This is a genomic window from Streptomyces sp. NPDC045967, assembly GCF_056430495.1.
The window spans coordinates 227235-246498 of the sequence record NZ_JBWKLE010000001.1; the positions used below are offsets into that span (position 1 = coordinate 227235).

General features: G+C 71.6%; 17 protein-coding genes. All 17 read left to right on the forward strand.

What is annotated here, in order from left to right:
• The first annotated feature begins 98 nt into the window (after positions 1-98).
• Positions 99-1451, forward strand: a complete 1353-nt coding sequence (locus AC07FY_RS01175) for a putative antirestriction adenine methyltransferase (protein ID WP_478998889.1) — start codon at positions 99-101, stop codon at positions 1449-1451.
• Positions 1448-2383 (forward strand): ParB N-terminal domain-containing protein, encoded by a 936-nt coding sequence (locus AC07FY_RS01180; RefSeq protein ID WP_478998891.1) that lies wholly within the window; start codon positions 1448-1450, stop codon positions 2381-2383. The genes AC07FY_RS01175 and AC07FY_RS01180 overlap by 4 nt, the downstream gene beginning before the upstream one ends.
• A 164-nt stretch (positions 2384-2547) precedes the next feature.
• Entirely contained in the window at positions 2548-3057 is a 510-nt protein-coding gene (locus AC07FY_RS01185) for a hypothetical protein (protein WP_478998893.1), read from the forward strand.
• Entirely contained in the window at positions 3054-4631 is a 1578-nt protein-coding gene (locus AC07FY_RS01190) for a terminase large subunit domain-containing protein (RefSeq protein WP_478998895.1), read from the forward strand. Before AC07FY_RS01185 ends, AC07FY_RS01190 begins: the two co-directional genes overlap by 4 nt.
• Before the next feature lie 209 nt (positions 4632-4840).
• Entirely contained in the window at positions 4841-5209 is a 369-nt protein-coding gene (locus AC07FY_RS01195) for a DUF6292 family protein (RefSeq protein ID WP_478998897.1), read from the forward strand.
• A 58-nt stretch (positions 5210-5267) separates the two neighbouring features.
• On the forward strand, positions 5268-5618 hold the full coding sequence (locus AC07FY_RS01200) for a hypothetical protein (RefSeq protein ID WP_478998899.1): 351 nt from the start codon (positions 5268-5270) through the stop codon (positions 5616-5618).
• Between the two features lie 49 nt (positions 5619-5667).
• On the forward strand, positions 5668-5913 hold the full coding sequence (locus tag AC07FY_RS01205; protein WP_478998901.1) for a hypothetical protein: 246 nt from the start codon (positions 5668-5670) through the stop codon (positions 5911-5913).
• Positions 5914-6043: 130 nt separating this feature from the next.
• Positions 6044-6382 (forward strand): DUF1360 domain-containing protein, encoded by a 339-nt coding sequence (locus AC07FY_RS01210; RefSeq protein ID WP_478998903.1) that lies wholly within the window; start codon positions 6044-6046, stop codon positions 6380-6382.
• A complete protein-coding gene (locus AC07FY_RS01215; protein WP_478998905.1) occupies positions 6382-8127 on the forward strand; it encodes a hypothetical protein in 1746 nt (581 codons plus the stop codon). The genes AC07FY_RS01210 and AC07FY_RS01215 overlap by 1 nt, the downstream gene beginning before the upstream one ends.
• A complete protein-coding gene (locus AC07FY_RS01220; RefSeq protein WP_478998907.1) occupies positions 8124-8366 on the forward strand; it encodes a hypothetical protein in 243 nt (80 codons plus the stop codon). The genes AC07FY_RS01215 and AC07FY_RS01220 overlap by 4 nt, the downstream gene beginning before the upstream one ends.
• Positions 8359-8685: a hypothetical protein gene (locus tag AC07FY_RS01225; RefSeq protein ID WP_478998909.1), complete on the forward strand. Its 327-nt coding sequence runs from the start codon at positions 8359-8361 to the stop codon at positions 8683-8685. The genes AC07FY_RS01220 and AC07FY_RS01225 overlap by 8 nt, the downstream gene beginning before the upstream one ends.
• Positions 8678-12151, forward strand: a complete 3474-nt coding sequence (locus tag AC07FY_RS01230; protein WP_478998911.1) for a phage minor head protein — start codon at positions 8678-8680, stop codon at positions 12149-12151. The genes AC07FY_RS01225 and AC07FY_RS01230 overlap by 8 nt, the downstream gene beginning before the upstream one ends.
• Position 12152: 1 nt before the next feature.
• Positions 12153-12338, forward strand: coding sequence for a hypothetical protein (locus tag AC07FY_RS01235; protein WP_478998913.1), 186 nt, complete (start codon positions 12153-12155; stop codon positions 12336-12338).
• Positions 12339-12461: 123 nt separating this feature from the next.
• Positions 12462-14099, forward strand: coding sequence for a major capsid protein (locus tag AC07FY_RS01240; RefSeq protein ID WP_478998915.1), 1638 nt, complete (start codon positions 12462-12464; stop codon positions 14097-14099).
• Between the two features lie 78 nt (positions 14100-14177).
• Positions 14178-15017: a cupin gene (locus AC07FY_RS01245; protein WP_478998917.1), complete on the forward strand. Its 840-nt coding sequence runs from the start codon at positions 14178-14180 to the stop codon at positions 15015-15017.
• Between the two features lie 5 nt (positions 15018-15022).
• The gene (locus AC07FY_RS01250) at positions 15023-15469 is read left to right on the forward strand and encodes a hypothetical protein (protein WP_478999806.1); all 447 of its coding nucleotides are present in this window, start codon (positions 15023-15025) and stop codon (positions 15467-15469) included.
• A gap of 117 nt (positions 15470-15586) precedes the next feature.
• A complete protein-coding gene (locus tag AC07FY_RS01255; RefSeq protein ID WP_478998919.1) occupies positions 15587-19225 on the forward strand; it encodes a hypothetical protein in 3639 nt (1212 codons plus the stop codon).
• Positions 19226-19264 lie beyond the last annotated feature (39 nt).

Here is a 19264-nt window from a genome sequence, read left to right on the forward strand (position 1 = left end):
TCGTCGTACCGCCCTGGCCTGCGCCGATGCCCCGAAGGTGAGCCGTTCGGGTCGGCTACCATCGCGCCCCCTCAGCGACCCGTCACAGGAGCGGCCCCATGTTCCACGGCTCGATTCCCGCGCCCCTCCGGTCGATCATCTACGAGCACGCCGGCACCTGGCCCGAGGGCGACATCTACGTCGGCTGCTCCGGGAACATGACGATCGAGCGGGTGCTGCACGAGAAGTTCGGCAGCTCCCGCCCGGTGCACGGCAATGACATCCAGGCGTACTCGTGCGCGCTCGGCTGGTACCTCGCCGGTGACCCGCTGGAGTACACGCTGCGCGAGGAGTACGAGGAGGAACTGGGCTGGCTCCACCCGTACCTGGAGGACCGCGCCGACCTGATGGCGACGCTGATGCTCGGGACGCGGTTCCTCCAGTACGTCGGCAAGGACGGCGTGTACTACCGGCGGATGATGGCCGCGACCCGCGAGCAGTGGCCGCGAATGCACGAGAAGACGGCTACGAAGCTCCGGGGCCTGGAGACCCGCCTCGGCTCGTTCTTCGCCGGCGACGTCCGTGACTACCTCGACCAGGCCCCGGCCGATGCCCCCGTGGTCCTCTTCCCGCCGTTCTACTCCGGGGACTACACCAGCCAGTTCGCGCCGATCGACGCGGCTTTCGACTGGCCCGAGCCGACGTTCGGCGAGCTGGACGAGGACGGCAAGGAACGGATCATCGAGCAGGTCCAGGACCGGCCCAACTGGGTCCTCGGCCTGCACATCGAGCGGCCCGAGCTGCGCCGCCAGCTCGCCGGCGTCGTCCAGACCGCGAACCGCGGCCTGCCGATCTACGTGTACGCCGCCGCCGGGCCCCGGCGCATCGTGCGGCCCCGCCAGCCCGTCGAGCCGATCCCGATGCCGAAGATCGGCAAGGACGACGTCCTCGGCGACCGGATGACCCTGCACATCCTGACCGGCGGCCAGTTCGCGGCCGTCCGCTCACAGTTCATGTCCAAGACGATCAAGCCGGGCAGCCCGCTCATCGCGTGCGGCGTCGCGGTCGACGGGAAACTGATCGGCGCGTTCGCGTACCTGCCGCCGAAGTTCGACCCGAACACCGCCTACCTGATGTCCGACTTCCCGGTGTCGTGGACCCGGTACCGGCGCCTGGCCAAGCTGATCGTGATGGCGGCCTCCACGAAGGAGGCGCAGCTCCTCATCCAGCGGTCCCTGTCGAAGCGGATCACCGGCTGGGCCACCACCGCGTTCACGGACCGGCCGAACTCGGCGAAGTACGGCCGGGGCATCCCCGGCGTGAAACTGCAGAAGCGCACCGAGGCCACCCCCAAGGACCCGGGCGACGGCATCCACCGCTATCAGCTCCAGTACGGCGGGCCCCTCGGCCAGTACGACCTCGCCGGCGCCCTGGAGCTGTGGAAGACCAAGCACGGTAAGGACGAGCGATGATCGACACCACCACCCCCCTGTTCCGGCCCCGGCTCGTCCGGCGAGACCCGCGGCTCCTCACCCGCCTCGAAGTGAACGCGAGGTACATGCGGAAGGAGGAGTACGACCGCCTGGTGGAGAACGTCCGCCGCGACGGCTGCCTCACCTCCACCCCGCTGATCTACTCCGGCGGCGAGTACGAAGAGGGCCGCGAACTCGTCCTCTCCGGGAACCACCGCACGATGGCGTCGGTCGACGCCGGCCTCGAAGAGATCGACTGCATGTTGATCGAAGAGGCCCTGACGCGGCAGCAGCTCGTCGCGATCCAGCTCTCGCACAACGCCATCGCGGGCGAGGACGACCCCGCCACCCTCAAGCAGCTCTACGAGGAACTGGACGACGTCGACTGGCGCGCCTACTCCGGCCTGGACGACGACCAGCTCAAGCTCCTCGCCGAAGTCAGCCCCGAGGGCCTGTCGGAAGCCAACCTCGACTTCGCCACCGTGTCGCTGATCTTCCTGCCCGCCGAGCTGGAAGCCGCCCGCACAGCCTTCGAGGAAGCACGCCTCGGGCAGAACGAGAGCTGGCTCGCCGCACGCGCGGACTACGAGCAGACCCTAGACACCCTCGCCTCCACCCACGCCGCCCACAAGGTCGGCAACGTGGCCACCGCCCTCCACGCCATCCTCGCCATCACCGAGGCCCACCTGACCGACCTCCAGGCCGGCTACACCCACGAAGACGGCACCCCCGCACACACCGGGCACGTCGGCCTCGAGACCGTCATCGGCGCCCGCACTCTCCCGGCACCCGCGGCCGTCACCATCAACAAGGCCATCGCAGCAGCAGAGGGACGCGGCGAGATCGAGCAGGGGCAGGGCTGGAAGCTCCTGGAACGCCTCGCGGGGGAGTACCTGTCCGGCCCTAACTACGACCCGGACGGTCAGCCGTGACCACGAACCCCCCGATCACGCTCAGCACCTCCCTCGACCCCTGGGAACGACAGAAGCCCCGAGAGTCAGCCCACAAACACGGACAGTTCATCACGTACCGGGACCTCGGGCGGGCCCGCACCCTTGCGAAGGCTGCGGAGACCCTGACACTCGCGCACGGGCACGTGAGGAACACGGCGTCCGAGTACCGGTGGCGGGAGCGCGTCGAGGCGTGGGACCGGCACCTGGACCGGCTGTACGAGGCCACGTGGCTGGAGGAGCGCCGCAAGGCCGCCGAGTCCGACGCGAAGATCCTCGGGGCGGCGATCGGGAAGCTGGCGCAGCGCCTGGGCACCCTGCGCGCCGAGGAGCTGTCGGCCGGCGACTTCATCCGGCTGATGGACGTGGCCATGCGGCACCGGCGCGTCCTGTTCGGCGACCCCACGGAGACGATCGCGGTCACGGGGCAGGGCGGGAACCCGCTCGCCGTGCAGCTCGCCGAGTTCGCCCAGATGCCCGAGGAGCTGCGTCGCGTGCGCCTCGCCGACCTGGCCGAGGCGGTCAACCGGCGGCTGCGGGCGGTCGATGGCAGCGACGACGAGGACGACGGCGTTGAGGCGGCCGGCGAGGACGACGACAGCGACGAGGAGACGTACCCGGCATCCGGCGGGGACGGGGAGAGCGGCGAGGAGTGAGGGCGCACCAGGCCCCCGGCGGGCTGGACCACCTTGACGACGCGGGGGTGCTCCAGCAGTTGGAGGCCGCCAAGAAGTCGATGAGCCGGGACCTGCTCCGCGATCCCGTGACCCTGGCCCGGGGCCTGGACGGCTCGTACCGGATGCGCCCGCACCTGCGGGTGATCGGCGACGCCCTGGCCGAGGTCGGCAGGAGCGAGCTGGACCGGCTGCTGATCCTGACCCCGCCGCAGGTCGGCAAGTCCACCACGGTGGCCGAGTGGTTCCCGTTCTGGTGGCTGGCCCTGTACCCGATGGACCGGGTCGCGGTGACTTCGTACGGTGACGACCTGGCGCTAAGGCGCGGCAAGACGATCCGCAGCTACGTCGAGGAGTACGGCGACGAGTACGAGCTGTTCATGCAGCCAGGATCCGGGGCGATGCAGGACTGGCTGCTCACGAAGGGCGGCGGTGTCCGCTCGGTGTCGGTCGGCAAGGGTCTGACCGGCCACCCGGTGAACCTGCTGATCGTGGACGACCCGCACAAGGACCGCGCCGACGCCGAGAGCGAGGCGTCCCGGCGGGCGCTGCACGACTGGTACTCGTCCACCGCGCTCAAGCGCCTCCAGGCCGACCGCAACGCCGTGGTCGGCATCCAGACGCGCTGGCACCCGGACGACTGGGCCGGCCGGCGTCTCGCCGAGGAAGGGCGGATCGAGAACGGCGGCCGGTGGAAGGTGATCCACCTCCCCGCGGTCGCCGACCCGAAGTTCGGGCCCGACCCGCTCGGCCGCGCCCCCGGTGACCCGCTGCCGCACCCGAAGATCCCGACGCGGAACCGGAAGAAGCTCAAGGCGTGGTGGGCGGAGATGAAGGCCACGTCGATCGTGCGGGACTGGCACAGCCTCGCCCAGGGCGATCCGCAGCCGGCCGAAGGCGCGTTGGTGTCGGACGAGCTGCTGCGGATGCTGCGGGACACGACCACGAAGGTCGAGCCGCAGAAGATCGCTGTGGCGATCGACCCGTCCGGTGGCGGCCGGGATGTCGCCGGCGTCGTCGGCGGCTTCTTCGGCGACGACAAGCGCGTGTGGATCACCCACGACGTTTCGGCGCCGATGTCGTCGGCGGACTGGTCCACCGCGGCTTGCCGCCTCGCGCACCAGACGAACGCGGCAGTGATCTACGTGGAGTGGAACTACGGCCGCGACATGTGCGTGCTGGCCATCGAGACGTCGTGGCAGAAGCTCGTGGACGAGGGCGAGATCTCGGCCGACGTCCTCATGCCGCAGATCGCCCCGGTGCGCGCCAAGCAAGGCAAGCTGCTCCGCGCGGAGCCCGTGGCGCAGCAGATGGTCCAGGACCGCGTACGGCTGCGCGGCGTGTTCACCGACCTGGAACGCGAGTGGGCCACGTGGATGCCGTCCGACCCCGAGAGCCCTGGCCGGATCGACGCCTCGTGCATCCTCGTGTACGGCCTGATCCCCGAGGCGAACAAGGGCGCCATCGTCCACGCCCCGCTGCCGCAGGCCCCGACGCCGAACAGCCGTCAGGCGCCACCGTCGGCGGGACCGTACGGCCGGCGCATCGGAAAGTGAGGGCCAGTCGCCGAGGAGTGCGCGGGGGATGAACAGCTGCCTCCGTCGGCGTGCTGCCCGTCCTCCGCGTGGCGGTAGAGCAGCACGGGCAGGAGACTTCGTCACCGTCCGCGCTCGACCTGCTACAGTGATCTAAATCGCCGCTTCGACGGCGCACCTCCACGCCGCTGGCTATGGGCCGGGCGAGAGGTGAACGCACAGGAGTTCCTATGCCGCTCGGCACCTCCGTGCAGGAATCGCACCGCGCTTACGTTCACGCGGTCGCCGCAGCACTCGCCGAGTCCGGTCTCACCGTCACGGAAGTCGACTTCTTCGACGACCTGTATGCCGACACCGATCCGCACCGGCGCGGACTCGCGCGTATCGACGTCGCCACGACGGCAGCCACTCGCTCAGGCCGTGAGCTGTGGGCGGCATGGAGCGAGGACACCGGATGGGATCTCTACGTCTTCCACCCGGACGCGAAGCGCATCGAGTCGAAGCACCCGCTGACCCCGGCGGTCCTGCCAACCCCTGCTGATGTGGCAGCCGAAGCCACGGCCGTGCTCCGCGTGGGCCGGCGCCGCCGCCACGCCTGAACCACACCCGCGAGCCTTGTGCGCGCGGTGACCGCCAGCCCGGTGGGACACTGCCGGAGTGAACCGCACCCTCAGTGACGCCCCCTTGGACGAGCACCTGGACCGCAACCCGCAGGCGCAGCACGCGGCGCTCCACGCCCCCGAGTTCGCTGCCGAGACTCACCGGCTGCGCCAGGTCCTCGGCCACCTCGACGTCGCCCTGGCCGCCGAGGGCCTGGACGACGCGGCACGCCACCGCATCGGTGCACGCCTCATCGCCGACTGCCTGGGCACTGACGAGGCCAACGCCCGGATGCGGGCCCGCACCGAGACCGTGGAGAAGCTCATGGAGCAGGGCATGGTGCACGTCAGCGACGAGACCATGAAGCAGCTCATGGCGCACGGTGCGGTGCACGCCAGCACCCTGTGACCACAACGGTTGTACGCGGCGGGGCCGGCCCGGTCACACTGAACCTGTGATGAAGCTGCCCCGCGTGGAGTGCCCCAGTTGCACACGGCAGATCGCGGCCGGTCTGGTCGCCGGCCGCCTCAGCAAGGGCCGGATCTGGCGGCACGACGCCCCCGACGCCCGCCGCGACGCCGACGGCCACCTGCTGTCGTGCGCCGGATCGCTGGAGATCGTGGACCTGCCGTACGGGCAGATGGAGATCGCCATCGAGGAGCCCGAGACGGCCCCCGAGGAAGACGCGATGGCCCTGTTCTGATCGCGGCCCCGCACAGTTTTTGATCTAAAAACCGGGCTTGACCTGCACAGATCTCGCCGGACCCCACTGTTCTGGATGGCCTATCATCCCCGCCTGACTCGGCCGGATGATCTGCCATCGGGGTACGGAAATGATCAGTCTCGTAGTACTCGCCTTCCTCGCGCTCGCCGGATACCGCGGCACGCAGCTCGTCGTCCATGACTCGATCCTCGATCCGGTGCGCGCCCGGATCGACGCCTGGCAGCAGCGCCGCCCGACCTCCGCGTTCCGCGACGCGATCGTGACGCTGATCTCCTGCGTCTACTGCTCCGGGTTCTGGGTGTGCGGCCTGCTGCTCCTCGTCTGGCTTCTCGTCACCGGCACTTGGTCCGGCACCCCCGTGGTGGTCCACGGCTTCGAGTGGCTGGCCGTCGCCGGCGCGGCCGTCCTCCTCAACCGCTGGGACGACTCCCGCAAGGACGACCACTGATGGCGGCACCCCGCACGATCACCGCGGCGGCCTCCCGGTACACCTCGCGGAAGATCCGGGGACGCGGGGCCGGTAACCAGTCCTGGCAGAGCCGCGCCTACGACATGTACCACCAGGTCCCCGAGGTCCGGTTCGCCGCCTCCTGGATCGGCAACGCCATGTCCGGCGCCAGGCTCTACGCGGGCCGCCGCGCCGACGACGGCACGATCGAACCGGCCCCCGAGGGCCACCGCGCGCACGAGATCGTCTCGCAGATCGCCGGAGGCCCTGACGGGCAGTCGAAGATGCTCGGCGCGTTCGGCCGGCACCTGACCGTTCCCGGCGAGGGCTGGATCGTCGTCCGCCCCAACGACGAAGTCCTCTCGCCGTACAGCCCCGAGGACGGACACGACTGGCGCGTCCTGTCGGTGAAGGAGGTCAAGCAGCAGTCCGGCAAGCTGATGGCCGAGATCGACGGCGAAGAAGTCCCGATCCCCGAGGGCGACCCCGAGACGATGGACCCCGACGGACCCGTGGCGATCCGGGTGTGGGAGCCGGACCCCGAGCGCGCCATCGAGGCCGACAGCCCCGTCCGCTCCAGCCTGGAACTGCTGGAAGAACTCCTGCTGCTGAACGCCGCCGTGAAGGCCATCGCCCGGTCGCGGATCACCGGCCGGGGGCTGCTCCTCATCCCGAAGGGCACCAGGTTCCCGACGTCCGGCACCCAGGGCGGCGCAGAGGACGACCTGATCGAGACGTTCATGGCCATCGCCGAGACGGCGATCCGTGACCCCGAGTCGGCCGCCGCGACGGTCCCGATCATCCTCGAACTGCCAGCGGACACGATCGCCGACTTCAAGCTGATCAAGTTCGAGTCGGAGTTTGACGAACTCGCCATCAAGCTCCGCGAGGAGGCGGTGCGCCGCTTCGCCACCGGCCTGGAGATCCCGGCCGAGATCCTGCTCGGCCTCGGCGACGTGAACCACTGGGGAGCCTGGGCGTTGACCAGCGAGGCGATCCGCCTCGGCATCGAACCGAAGCTCGCCACGATCTCGTACGCCCTCACGCAGCAGTGGCTGCGCCCGATCCTCGAATCCGAGAACGTCGAGGACTGGCACCGCTGGATGGTCTGGTACGACACCAGCCCGCTGCGGGTGCGCACCAACCGCTCCGAGACGGCGTTGCAGGCCCACGACCGGGGCGTCATCTCGGACGAGGCCCTGCGCCGCGAGACCGGGTTCGATGAGTCCGACGCCCCCACCGCCGAGGAGACGGCCCGCCGCAACCCTGCGCCCGCCCCGGGTGAAGGCGACGAGACTCCCGACACGGAGACGCCCCCGGCGCCGCCCGAGCTGCCCGTGGACGAGTCCGAAGCGCCCCCGGACACGCTCGCCTCCTCGGCCGGTCCCGGTGACGGCCTGCTCGCTGCCGCTGACGGCCTGATCTGGGGTGCGCTCACCGCGGCCGGGGACAAGCTCCGCAAGACCCCGGCGTGCCCCCGCAGCGAGCGCGGCAAGGCCCGCGATATCGACTCGGCGCGCCTCCACACGCTGCTGCCGGTCGACGCCGCCCAGGTCGAGCAGTGGCGTCTCCTCGATGGCGCCTGGTCCCGCGCCCCCGAGATCGCCGGACGGTACGGCCTCGACGCCGAGTGCCTGACCGCCTCGCTCGACGGCTACGCCCGCGAGCTGATCGCGGCCGGGGTTGAGCACGAGTACCGGCTTGTCCCGACCGTCCTCACCTCGTGCTTCGGGACAGCGGCATGACGCGCCCTCGCGGCCCCCGCCCGGCCGCCACCGAGCAGCAGGGCCACGGCGGGCCGGTCCTCCACCCCGGTACGACCCGCGAGGCGTGGTGCTCCTGCTGCCGGGCGTGGACCGGCATCACCTGCGAGCTGCACTTGCTGACCACCGAAGGCGTGTCCACGTCGGGCGCCCTCACCTGGTGCGAGGTCTGCGAGGACCCCACGAACCCGCTCCCGGCAAGAAGGATCGACCGTGGCTGACACCTCCACCGCCCCGCTGGGCCACAGCATCTCGGCTCACCGCGTCCACGGCTGGTGCTCGCACTGCCCGGACCACGGCCTGGCCGAGGAAGTCGCCGCCTGGCGCATGGAAGAGACCGACCGGCACGCCGCCGAAAGCGACGACGACCCGCCCCTCGCCATGCCCCTGGCGTACAGCGACTGTCCCAAGTGCGGAGGGACGGAATCGCTCGTCACCGCGGAGGTCACGATCCGCACCCGCGCGGGACGTCGAAAGGTCGCGGGGTGGGCGCACTGCCTTCACTGCGACGACGTGACGGAGGAGGCCACTCATGGCTGACCGCAACCGGCAGCTCGACCAGGCCGAGGCGGACTTCGGCGAAGCGGTCGCCGCAGCGCTCACCGCGACGGCCGACGAGTTCGCCGACGCCGTCCAGGACGCCACCGAGCTGGTCGCCGCGCGCTTCTCCGTGGGCCGGATCGCCCGCATGTGGAACAACCGGGTCACCGGCCTGGTGCGTCGCCTGCTGGGCACCTCGGGGCGGGCCGCGGTCGCCGCAGCCGAGGACGTCGGCGGGGAGCTGCCGGACGGCTGGGACGACCTGCCCGGCCGGTACGACGACGGCCGTGAACTCCCCGAGGACATCGCCCAGTACGTCACGACCACCGAGCATCTGTTGCGGGCGGTCGGTGACCGGCTCGCCGAGGCGACCCGCGCCGAGCTGGCGGCCGGCGTTGCGGCCGGTGAGGACGTCGAGCAGCTACGGGCCCGGCTGCGTAACGTGTTCAACCGGGAAGGGGCGCACCTGGGCCCCGTACGGGAACGGCGCATCGCACAGACCGAGGCGACCCGCGCGTGGAACACGGCCACCCTCGCTGCGGCCGAGGCCGCGACCGGCCCTGACCGGCCGGTGGTGAAGCAGTGGATCACCCGGCACGACGCGCGGGTGCGTACCGCACACGATCAGGTGGACGGTCAGATCCGGCTCCTGGCCGAGCCGTTCGTCGTGGCCGGTGTGGAAATGCAGGCCCCCGGCGACCCGACCGCGCCGCCGTCCCTGGTCATCCACTGCCGATGCCGCCTCGGAGTGGCCCCCGAACAACGCGCCTCTGCCTACGAACCGAAGGACCCCGCGCGGGGTCGCGTCTTGGAATCTGAGGAGAGCAGTGTGGAAGTCCCCCAGCCGGTGACCGCATCAGTAGGCGGGCACACCGGCGCGATGATCGCCCTGATGCCCACCGCTGAGGACGCCGAGCGCCTGGCCCTCAACGCCACCGGCTCCGAGCCGGCGGGCGAGCTGCACCTGACGCTGTTCTACCTCGGCGAAGGGGCCGACTGGGACGAGGAGTCCCGCGCCGACCTCATCAGCCTGCTCCGCTCCCGCGCACCCGACCTCGGCGAGCCGATCGCCGCCCGAGTCTTCGGCGCGAACCAGTGGAACTCGGACGGCGATGCCCCGTGCTGGGTGTGGTCCGTCGGCGACGACCGCGACCGCCCCCAGGACGCGCCGACCTTGGAGAGGGCCCGCTGGTCGGCCACGTACGCGCTGGAGGAGATGCACCGCCAGCCCGACCTGCCGACGCAGCACACGCCGTGGCAGCCCCACGTCTGCGCCGCCTACACCCGCAGTCCGTCCCTGCTGACCGCGATGAACCAGCGCCTCGGCCCGATCCGCTTCGACAGGCTGCGGGTCGCGTTCGCCGGCGAGCACACCGACATCCCGCTCGGCCGGGACCAGGAGACAACGATGGACGAAGACGAGCAGGTGACCACCGGCCCCCTCGCGGCCCGGTCCTGGTCCACCCCCGACGACACGGCCTTGGCCTTCGAGAACACCGAGACCGGCGACGGCAGGGTGTTCCGGCCCGGGTCGCTGTACTGGTCCGGCGCTGGTCCGTGGCCTCTGCAATACGCCGACGAGATGCTGATGGGCCACCAGGGCGCAGAGCTGGCCGGGTCCATCCAGAGCATGGGCCGGGCCGGGGACCGGATCACCGGCAGCGGCGTCCTCTACCCCGGTCTGGCGGCCGGGTCCGACGCCCTGATGGTCCTGGAGCAGAAGGGCCCCCTGGGCGTGAGCGTCGACCTGGACGACGTCAGCGTGGAGTTCGTGGACCGCTCCCGGCGCAGCGAGGACGAGGGCGCGGTCGTGCTCCTGGCGTCGCTACCCTCGGCGTCGCTGTTCCGCATGAGCGACGGCTCGTGGTCGCTGTCCGCGACGGAGACGACCGGCTTCACCGCGTGCGGGGATTACCTGACCCGCCAGGCGAACGCCTCGCAGCTCATCACCGGCCCCGACGGCCGGGTGTCCGCCAACGCCGTGCACGCCGCGTTCGCCGCGACGGGCACGCTCACCGCGGCGGCCGGCGACCCCGACGACCAGGGCGAGGGCACCGTCGTGCACCGCGAGTCGTCCGGCGACCTGCTGATGCGGGTCACCCGGGCTCGGCTGCGCGGCGCCACCCTCGTGGCGATGCCCGCGTACGACCAGGCGCGGATCGTGCTGGACGAACAGCCCGAGCCCGCCCCGGTCGAGGAAGACGAGGAGTGGTGGGCGGCAGCCGGCCCGTCCCCTGCTCAGCTCAAGGTCGTGAACTTCGTGAAGTCGGCCCCGGCCCCGGTCGGTGCCCGCGACGTCGCCCGAGGGTTGCGGATCAAGATGGAGACGCCGCGCGGCCACCTCGCGAAGGCGGCGAAGGCCGGTCTGATCGTGCGCCTCGCCCGTGGTCTGTACGTCGGCCCGTCCACCGACATGTCGGTGATCGCCTCCGCCGACACCGACGCCATGCCCCTTGAGCCCCTGGGCGACGAGGACGAGTCGGAGGCGATGCGCGAGCTGGTCGCGTCCGCCTGGACCGCGATGCAGGACGCCGACCCGATGCCCGCCACCTGGTTCCGCGAGCCCACCGCCGAGGAGCTGCCCCCGGGTTCCGGCGGCGTGCACTACGCCAACGGCAGGGTCTACGGCTGGGTGGCACAGGCCGGTGAGCCGCACGCCGGCTACCCGGGCAAGAAGCTGACGGTCGAGTCGCTGGGCAAGCTCGACCTGACCCACTTCCTCCGCGCCCGGTTCAAGCTCGATGACGGCACCTTCGTCAAGGCTGGGGCCTTCACGATGAACGTCGGCCACCACCGCGACGGCGCGGAGTGCGAGACCGCGGCGTGCCAGTTCGATGACACGAGGAGCGTCGCGGGAATCGTGACGGTCGGCCAGAACGCGGGCGGCCTCTGGTTCAGCGGCGCGGCGGCCCCGTGGCTGTCGGAGTGGGACCGGAACGTCTTCGCGGCGTGCCAGCCGTCGTACCACATGAAGGCCGGGCCGACCGGTCAGTGGCAGCTCCGCGCGGTCCTGTCGGTGCCGGTCCCCGGCCACTCGTCGCCGCTGCTCGCCACCGCCGTGGCGGAGCGGTCGAACCTCGCTCTGGCGGCGTCGGCAGCGCTGGCCGTCGGCGACCCGGACACCGATCCGGACGTGTCCGGACAACTCCCGGACAACCCGGCGGACACGTCCGGACACCATGAGGAGACACACACGCGCACCGCCTCTGAACAGGGCGGACAGCGTCCGGACAACCGTCCGGACGCTGTCCGGACAACGCACCTGGCGGGCAGCGATGTGGACGCCGTCGCCTCCGCCCTGCTGTCCAGCGTCCCGTTCCTGGAAGTCCTCGTGACGGCCCTCGACCGCCACCAGGAGCAGCGAGAAGCCGCGAAGGAAGAGGCCGCACGACTCGCCGCCTCCGTCATCGCACCGGCCCGCGAAGAGATCGCGGCCGGCCACACCACCACCGGAGAGGGAGCCTGACATGGGATGCGCCTGCAACAAGGGCAAGCGGCAGCAGTGGGAAGTCGTCGCCGACGGCGGGAACGGCAAGGTGCTGTTCGGCCCCTCGTCCTCGGAGGCCACGGCCAAGGCCGTATCGAAGCGGTACGAAGGCAGCGTCGTCCGAGAGAAGGCGAAGGAGGCAGCCACCACCGCCAAGAAGGCATGAACCCGTCGTAGGTGTCCCCTTGACTTAGCCCGATGTCGGCCGTCGGCATCGGGCTATGCTTCTCACATCGCCGCTGGTTCTGGGCCGGGCAACTCCAAGATCGATCACAGGAGTGCCCAGGCCATGGCCGACTTCGAAATCCCGGAAGACGTCTCCGCTCTCTCCGACGACGAGCTGAACCAGGCGCTCTCCGGCGCTGTCGAGGCGTTCGACGCCAAGTCGCAGTCCACTACCGTCACGACGAAGGACCTGGAGTCCCTGCGCTCCCTGGCGACCTGCGTCGACACGATCCGTTCCGAGCAGGCGTCCCGCCGCGAGGCAGCCGAGCAGGCCGCCGCCGAGATCGACTCTCTCGCCGCCCAGGTGCGCGGCCCCGAGGCCCCCGCCGAGCCGGCCGAGGGGGCGGAGGGCACGGAGAGCGAGGAGACCGCCGCCGCGGTGGTCGAGGAGCCGGAGCCCGAGCCCGCCCCGAAGGTCACCGCCTCGGTCGTCTCCCGTCCGGCCCTGGACCTGTCCGGCGTCCGCCGGCGTCAGCCGCGCGTCCTCCCGGAGCCGCCCGCCCCAGGCACGAGCATCACCGCGGCGGTCGACGTCCCCGGGTACGCCCCCGGCCAGGCCCTCAACTTCGAGGGCATCACGGCGGGCATCATCTCCCGCGCAAATGCGTTGAAAACGGCCGGTGGTGGCGTGGGTCAGGTCATCAGCTACCGGCATCCGTACCCCGAGGACCTGATCGTCACCGACTCCTCGTCGGCGCCGGAGGGCACCACCGTGGCGCTCCACGCGTCCAGCCAGCTGCGCCTGCCGCAGCAGGACCTCGTCGCGTCCGGCGGCTGGTGCGCACCCTCGGAGACGATCTACGAGCTGACCGACACCTCGTGCCCCGACATGCTGTGGGACGCGCCCGAGATCCAGCTCGCCCGCGGTGGACTCAGGTACTACAAGCCGCTGAGTCTGGACGTGTCCGCGATGACGTGGGTGCACACCGAGGCCGACGACATCAGCGGCGCGACCAAGCCGTGCTTCCGCATCCCGTGCCCCGACCCGGTCGAGGTCCGCTGTGACGCGGTCGGCGTGTGTCTCGAAGCAGGCATCCTGACGCAGAGGCACTTCCCCGAGCTGGTCGCCTGGTACCTGCGCAACGCCATGGTCGCGCACGAGATCCGCATCAGGTCCGTGCTGTACCAGCAGGCTCTCGACACGGCGACGCCGGTCGTCCTGCCTCCCACGTTCGGCGCGCTGTCGGCCGTGTACGCGGCGATCGCCCTCCAGGCCGCCGACATGATCGAGCGTCACAGCCTCTGTGAGACCACCGCGCTCGAGGTCGTCTTCCCCTGGTGGAGTCGCAACGCGTTCCTCGCGGACATCGCCCGCCAGAACGGGCGGGACGTCTGCGAGATCGACCCGAACTGTATCCAGGACAGTTTCAGCCGCCTCGGTGTCCGCATCCAGTGGGCGCGGAACCTGCCCCCGGGCGTCCCGACCGACATCGGCGCACCGACGCCGGCGACGGACTGGCCGGCGACCATGCAGGTGCTGATGTACCCGGCGGGCTCGCTCCAGATCGGCCGTGGCGAAGAGGTCAACCTCGGCGTCATCCACGACAGCACGAAGTTCTCGACCAACGACTACACCGCCCTGTTCGCGGAGGAATGTGTCGCCTTGGTCGATCGCTCGGTCGACACCCGCGCCATCACCATCCCGATCTGCCCGTCCGGCACCACCGGCGGGCAGACGGCACTGACCTGCCCGATCGCCTGACCCTCGCCCGCCCCAGTCGTGCCGGGCCCGTGACCTGAACCGGGCCCGGCGCAACCAAGTTGAGAACGGAGGCGAGCAATGGCGGGCATGAGGAAGTACGTCCAACCGATCCCCGGCGAGCCACTGCCCCACGGAATCCTCGGCGCCTGCACCGACATCCGCGACGTGGACGACGTCCACGAACTCCTCGGCATCGAGTGGCTGGCCCTGGGCTGCTGCCCGGTCAACGTCTGGCGAGACCCGTGCGTCAGCGACGAGTCCCCAGGCGACGAATCGCCCGGCCCGCTGCAGAAGGAGTTCTGCCGCCCCACCACCGAGCACGCCGACCCGATCACCGTCTACTCCGGTGCCGAGTGCTCCACCATGGGCTGGTCGTACGCGGAGGCCCGCGCCCACGCCGAAGCGTCCCTGGCCCTCGGCGAGCAGGAAGCCGTCGAAGCCGGGTTCTGGGCCGACCACCTGGCCGCCACGGCGCAAGACCTCACCCCGGACGCCGGGCCGGTGAACATCGCCGCGGGCGTCGCCGCTCTCGAAGGGTGCTTGGCCGAGCAGTACGGCGGCCGTGGCGTCCTGCACGTCCCGGCCGGCGTCGCCGCGCTCCTCGGTTGCTGCAACGTCGTCCGCGAGGACCCGGCCACCGGCAACCTGACCACCCTCGCCGGGAACTGCGCGATCATCGGCGCCGGCTACTCCGCGATGAACACCGGCCCGGGGAACCTGCCCGCCGACCCGGGCACGGCGTGGCTCTACATCACCGGCCCGGTCGTCATCCGCCGCGGCCCGACCATGACCATCCCGGACCGGCCCGGGGCCTCCGTGAACACGCGCACCAACGACCGGCGCGTGCTGGTCGAGCGCACGTACGTCGTCGCCACGACCTGTGTCGTGTGTGCCATCCAGGTGGTGACTTGTCCGTGACCGAGATGATCGAGGTTCAGCCGACCAAGGAGCGGCGCGTCGACTTCGCGCGGTGGGCGGTCGCCCAGACGCCGAAGATCCGCACCGTCGGCCCCTCCCTGTTCGCCGTCCCGCCCGCCCTGTTCGGCGACATGCCCGAGTCGGTGCTGATCGGGGCCATCGTGGACGGCCACCGGTACGTGTCGCCCGACGAGGACCAGGCCGCCGAACTCCTCGGCGTCGCCACCGCGGCGGGCTTCACCGAGGAACGGGAAGCCGTCCCTGGTGAGCCGCTGCCCGGGGTGCCCCCGGAGGCGTACGGGGCCAACTCGACGCCGCTGCCCGCCCCCGAGCCCGACGAGCCCGCCGGCGACAAGCCAGAGGGCCTGTTCCCCTGCTCTGGCTGCGACAAGGAGTTCACCACCGAGCGCGGCCGGGACACGCACAGCCGCCAGAAGCACCCGGAGGACTGACCGGTGCCCGTTGAGCCGATTCCCTGTGAGCCGGGCGGCGGTACCCCGGTAGAGGTCACCACGTGCTGCGCCCCGTCGATCGCCTCAACGGCCCTATGTCGCGCGGACGGCACGACGGTGCTCCTCGTCGTGCGGTCCGGCTGCGTCGAATGCGGTGAGGCGGCTCCCGACCCGGAGACGGTCGGCTGGATCGATGCCGCCACCGGCGCGTTCACGCCGGGCGCGCTTCCTGCCGACGTCGGCCCGTGTGACGCCGGGTGCGTCGACACCGTGTGCCGCCAGCTGTGCGACGACACCGACGGCGACGGCGCGGCGGACGCCACGTACAGCGAATTGTGGTGTGTCCGCGCCGACGGCACGGCCGAGCTCGTTCTCACCTACCAGGACGACCCGAGCGTCCCGTACACCCCGGTCGCGCCGGTCGACTGCACCTACGGCTGCCCCCAGACCGAGACGGTGACGCTATGCGACGACAGCGGTCCGTTCCTGCGCCGGTACACCTTCCTCGACGGCACCGCGTCGTACGAGGACGTCGCGCTCGACGGGCGGACGCCGCACGTCGTCACCGGCACGGTCGGTGTCTGCGCCGGCGACGGCGGGTGCGCGGAGCAGACGACCCCGGCCGCGACACTCGGCCTGTGCCTCGCAGACGGCACGCCGATCGCCGTCATCATGAGCCGCGACTGCGACGGCCTGGTTACGCGAGACGGCTGGATCAACCTCACCACCGGCACGTACAGCGCGGGCGCACCGCCCGTCGGCGCCCAGGCGTGCGGGGACTCCCGCGCCTTTGAGCTGGCCGGCCTGCTGTGCGACGTCGATCCGGCGACCGGTGACGTGCACGGCCTGGTCCTCGTGGAGTACGCCTACAACCCGGACGGCTCCCTGGCCTCGGTCCGCCTGGTCGACCCGGCCACCGGCGCCACCTACAGCCTCCAGGGCGAGCTACGGCGCTGCCCCGGCGGAACCGAGACACAGCCGGAGCAGGACCTGACCGTCCTGTGCGACACCGCGGCGGACGGCACCACCACGGCGTTCCTCCGCGACTACCGGCGGGACCCGGCGAGCGGGCAGATCAACGGCCACACCGACTACGCCCTGGACGGCTCCGCGTACGCACCCACCGGTGAGGTCGGCCAGTGCGGGCTCCTCGCCCCGGAGCCGTGCCGCAATTCGAGCGCGCTCCTCGTGTGCGACCTGCCGACCGGCGGCGAGCCCACGCCCACGGTCAGCGACACCGACCCCACCCCCTACCAGGGGACCGGACTTGGAGCGGAGCCGCTCCCGGGCGGCGCCGCGAACCTGTGGGCCGGCGGCGCCATCACCGTCCCTGCGGACAGCGCGGCCGGCCCCGGCCACATCAACCAGCACCTGCGCTCGATCGCGGCGAACGTCCAGGCACCGCGGCCCGGCTGCGACACCGGCACCGCCACCGTCACCGCCAGCATCCGCGTCCAGCGCACCGGCCCCTCCTCGGCGCTGGGCGGCAACGGCCTGTGGGCCCTGTGGGCGGGCAGCACCCGCGTCGCCATCGTGACCACCCCGGACAACACGCCGGTCGGTTACACCGGCACCCTCACCGTGTCCGGGCAGGTCCCGGCCGCCGACCTCGCCGCCGGGAACGTCCACCTCGCCGCCATGCTGGAGACCTGGCAGACCGCCGCCCACGTCGGCGGCTGGATCGTGGACCAGGCCGCCACCAGCGTCGTCTACGACCAGACCGACTGCGAGACCCAGTTCCTCCGGAACGTCACGGTGGACTGCGAGACGGGCGAGGTCACCGCTGTCACGGACACCACCCTCGACGGCCAGCCGTACACCCCGGCCGGCGAGGTCGGCCAGTGCACCGCGAGCGGCGGAGCCTGCTGCCCCGAGGAGCCGTGCCGCGACGCGAGCACGCTCCTGCTGTGCGACCTGCCCACCGACGGGGCGCCGGCCTCGACCGTCACGGACACCCCGGCAGGGCCGTACTACCCGTACACCACGGGCGTACCGGCGGCCGGGGCTCAAGCCCTGTGGGACGGCGGCACGCTGACCCTCCCGGCCGCGGCCGGTCCGCAGCCCGGCACGGGCGGCACCGTACGGACGGCCGCGGCGGTCGTCCAAGCCCCGCGACCGGCCTGTGACGCCGGTACCGCGCACGTCACCGTGCAGGTCGACGTCACCCAGCTCGGTCCGGACAACGGGTGCCGGGCCACCGGGTTCCTCGCCCTCTACAACGGCACCGGCGAAGCATCCCGGATCGCCCTCGCCCTCGCCCCGCCCGACACCCCCGCCGGGTGGACTGGGACGCTCACCGCCGAGGCGGACGTCCCGGCCGATGACCTCGCCGCCGGGAACATCGCCGTGGCGCTCGCGTTCGACGCCTACGACGACAGCGGCACTACCTGCCCCCCGCCGCGCCGCACCGGGTGGGAGCTCTCCGGGTTCGACGCCACGGTGGTCTACGACCAGACCGGATGCGCCCCGCAGTTCCTCCGCACCGTCACCGTGGACTGCGAGACCGGCGCGGTCCTGTCCGTCACGAACACCACCCTGGACGGCGCCCCGTACGACCTGACCGGCGAGCCAGGGCAGTGCGTCCCGGCCGGGGGCGGCACGGCCGGCGAGCCGTGCGGGGACACGGAGGTCGTCCAGCTCTGTGACCTGACTTACGACCCGCAGGCCCCGATCCCGACCCCGGCGGGCGACTTCGCGCTGACCGGGAACGTGATCGCGGCCAACAACGGCACGACGCTGTGGTTCGCCCAGGCCAACCAGCCGGCGACCGGCGTAGCGGAGCTGACCGTGAGCGGGCTGCTCCCGGCCACGCTGTACGAGTTCCGGTTCGCGTCCGCGTGGGTCGGCGCGGGCGGCGGCGACCCGGTGGGCAACGCCGCGATCTACCGGCTGGACGTCCTCGACGGCGCCACGGTGCTCGCCACCAGGACGCGGAACGTCTCCAACGGGTCGAACGCGTTCCCGGGCGGCGTGATGACCGAGGACCTGCCGCCCCTCGGGTTCATCGCCCCTGCCACGGGCGCGGTCACGATCCGGTTCACCGACCAGACCACCGGCGGCGCGGTCAACGACCGCGACCTGTACCTGATGCCGATGGAGGTGCGGACGGCGGTCCTGACCCTCACCCGCACCCCGTTCCTGCGGCGCCTCACCTACGACTGCGACGGGGTCCTCGCCTCCACCCAGGACACGGGCCTGGACGGCACCACCCCGTACGCCGTGGAAGGCGAGGCCGGGGTGTGCACCGCCGACGGCGGGGCCGCCGGGGCCGTCACACCGTGCGACGCGCAGAACGTGATCGAGGCGTGCCGGTGCGACGACGCGGACGGGGACGGCGTCCCCGAAGTCGCGTACGTGGAGCTGCTGGCCGTCGACTGCACCGGCACCCTCTCCAGCGTCGGCACCTACCTGCCGGACTACTCCGCCCCGTACGAGCCCGTGGCCCCGATGGACTGCGACACGGGCGCGGAGCTGGGTGCGCCCCCCTCGATCGGTGTCCAGGCCGGCCGGGTGGTCCTTGCTCCCGGCGCGTCCTGGGACGGGTCGACCGTGCCGACGCTCCAGGCGGTCACCGTCCGCGCGTCCGGCGGCACCGGAACCGTCACGACCACCGACGGCACGAGCCCTCTCCTGGACGGCGAGGAAGCCGCCTGGACCGTCGCCAGAGACGTGCACGCCCGACTGGTCGGGCCCCTCCTGATCACCGCCACAGACGGCACCGTGACCGTCACGTACACCAAGGAGATCACGCTGTGAGCGGATGCTGCGGGCCCAGCCCGATCATCACCAGCCTGC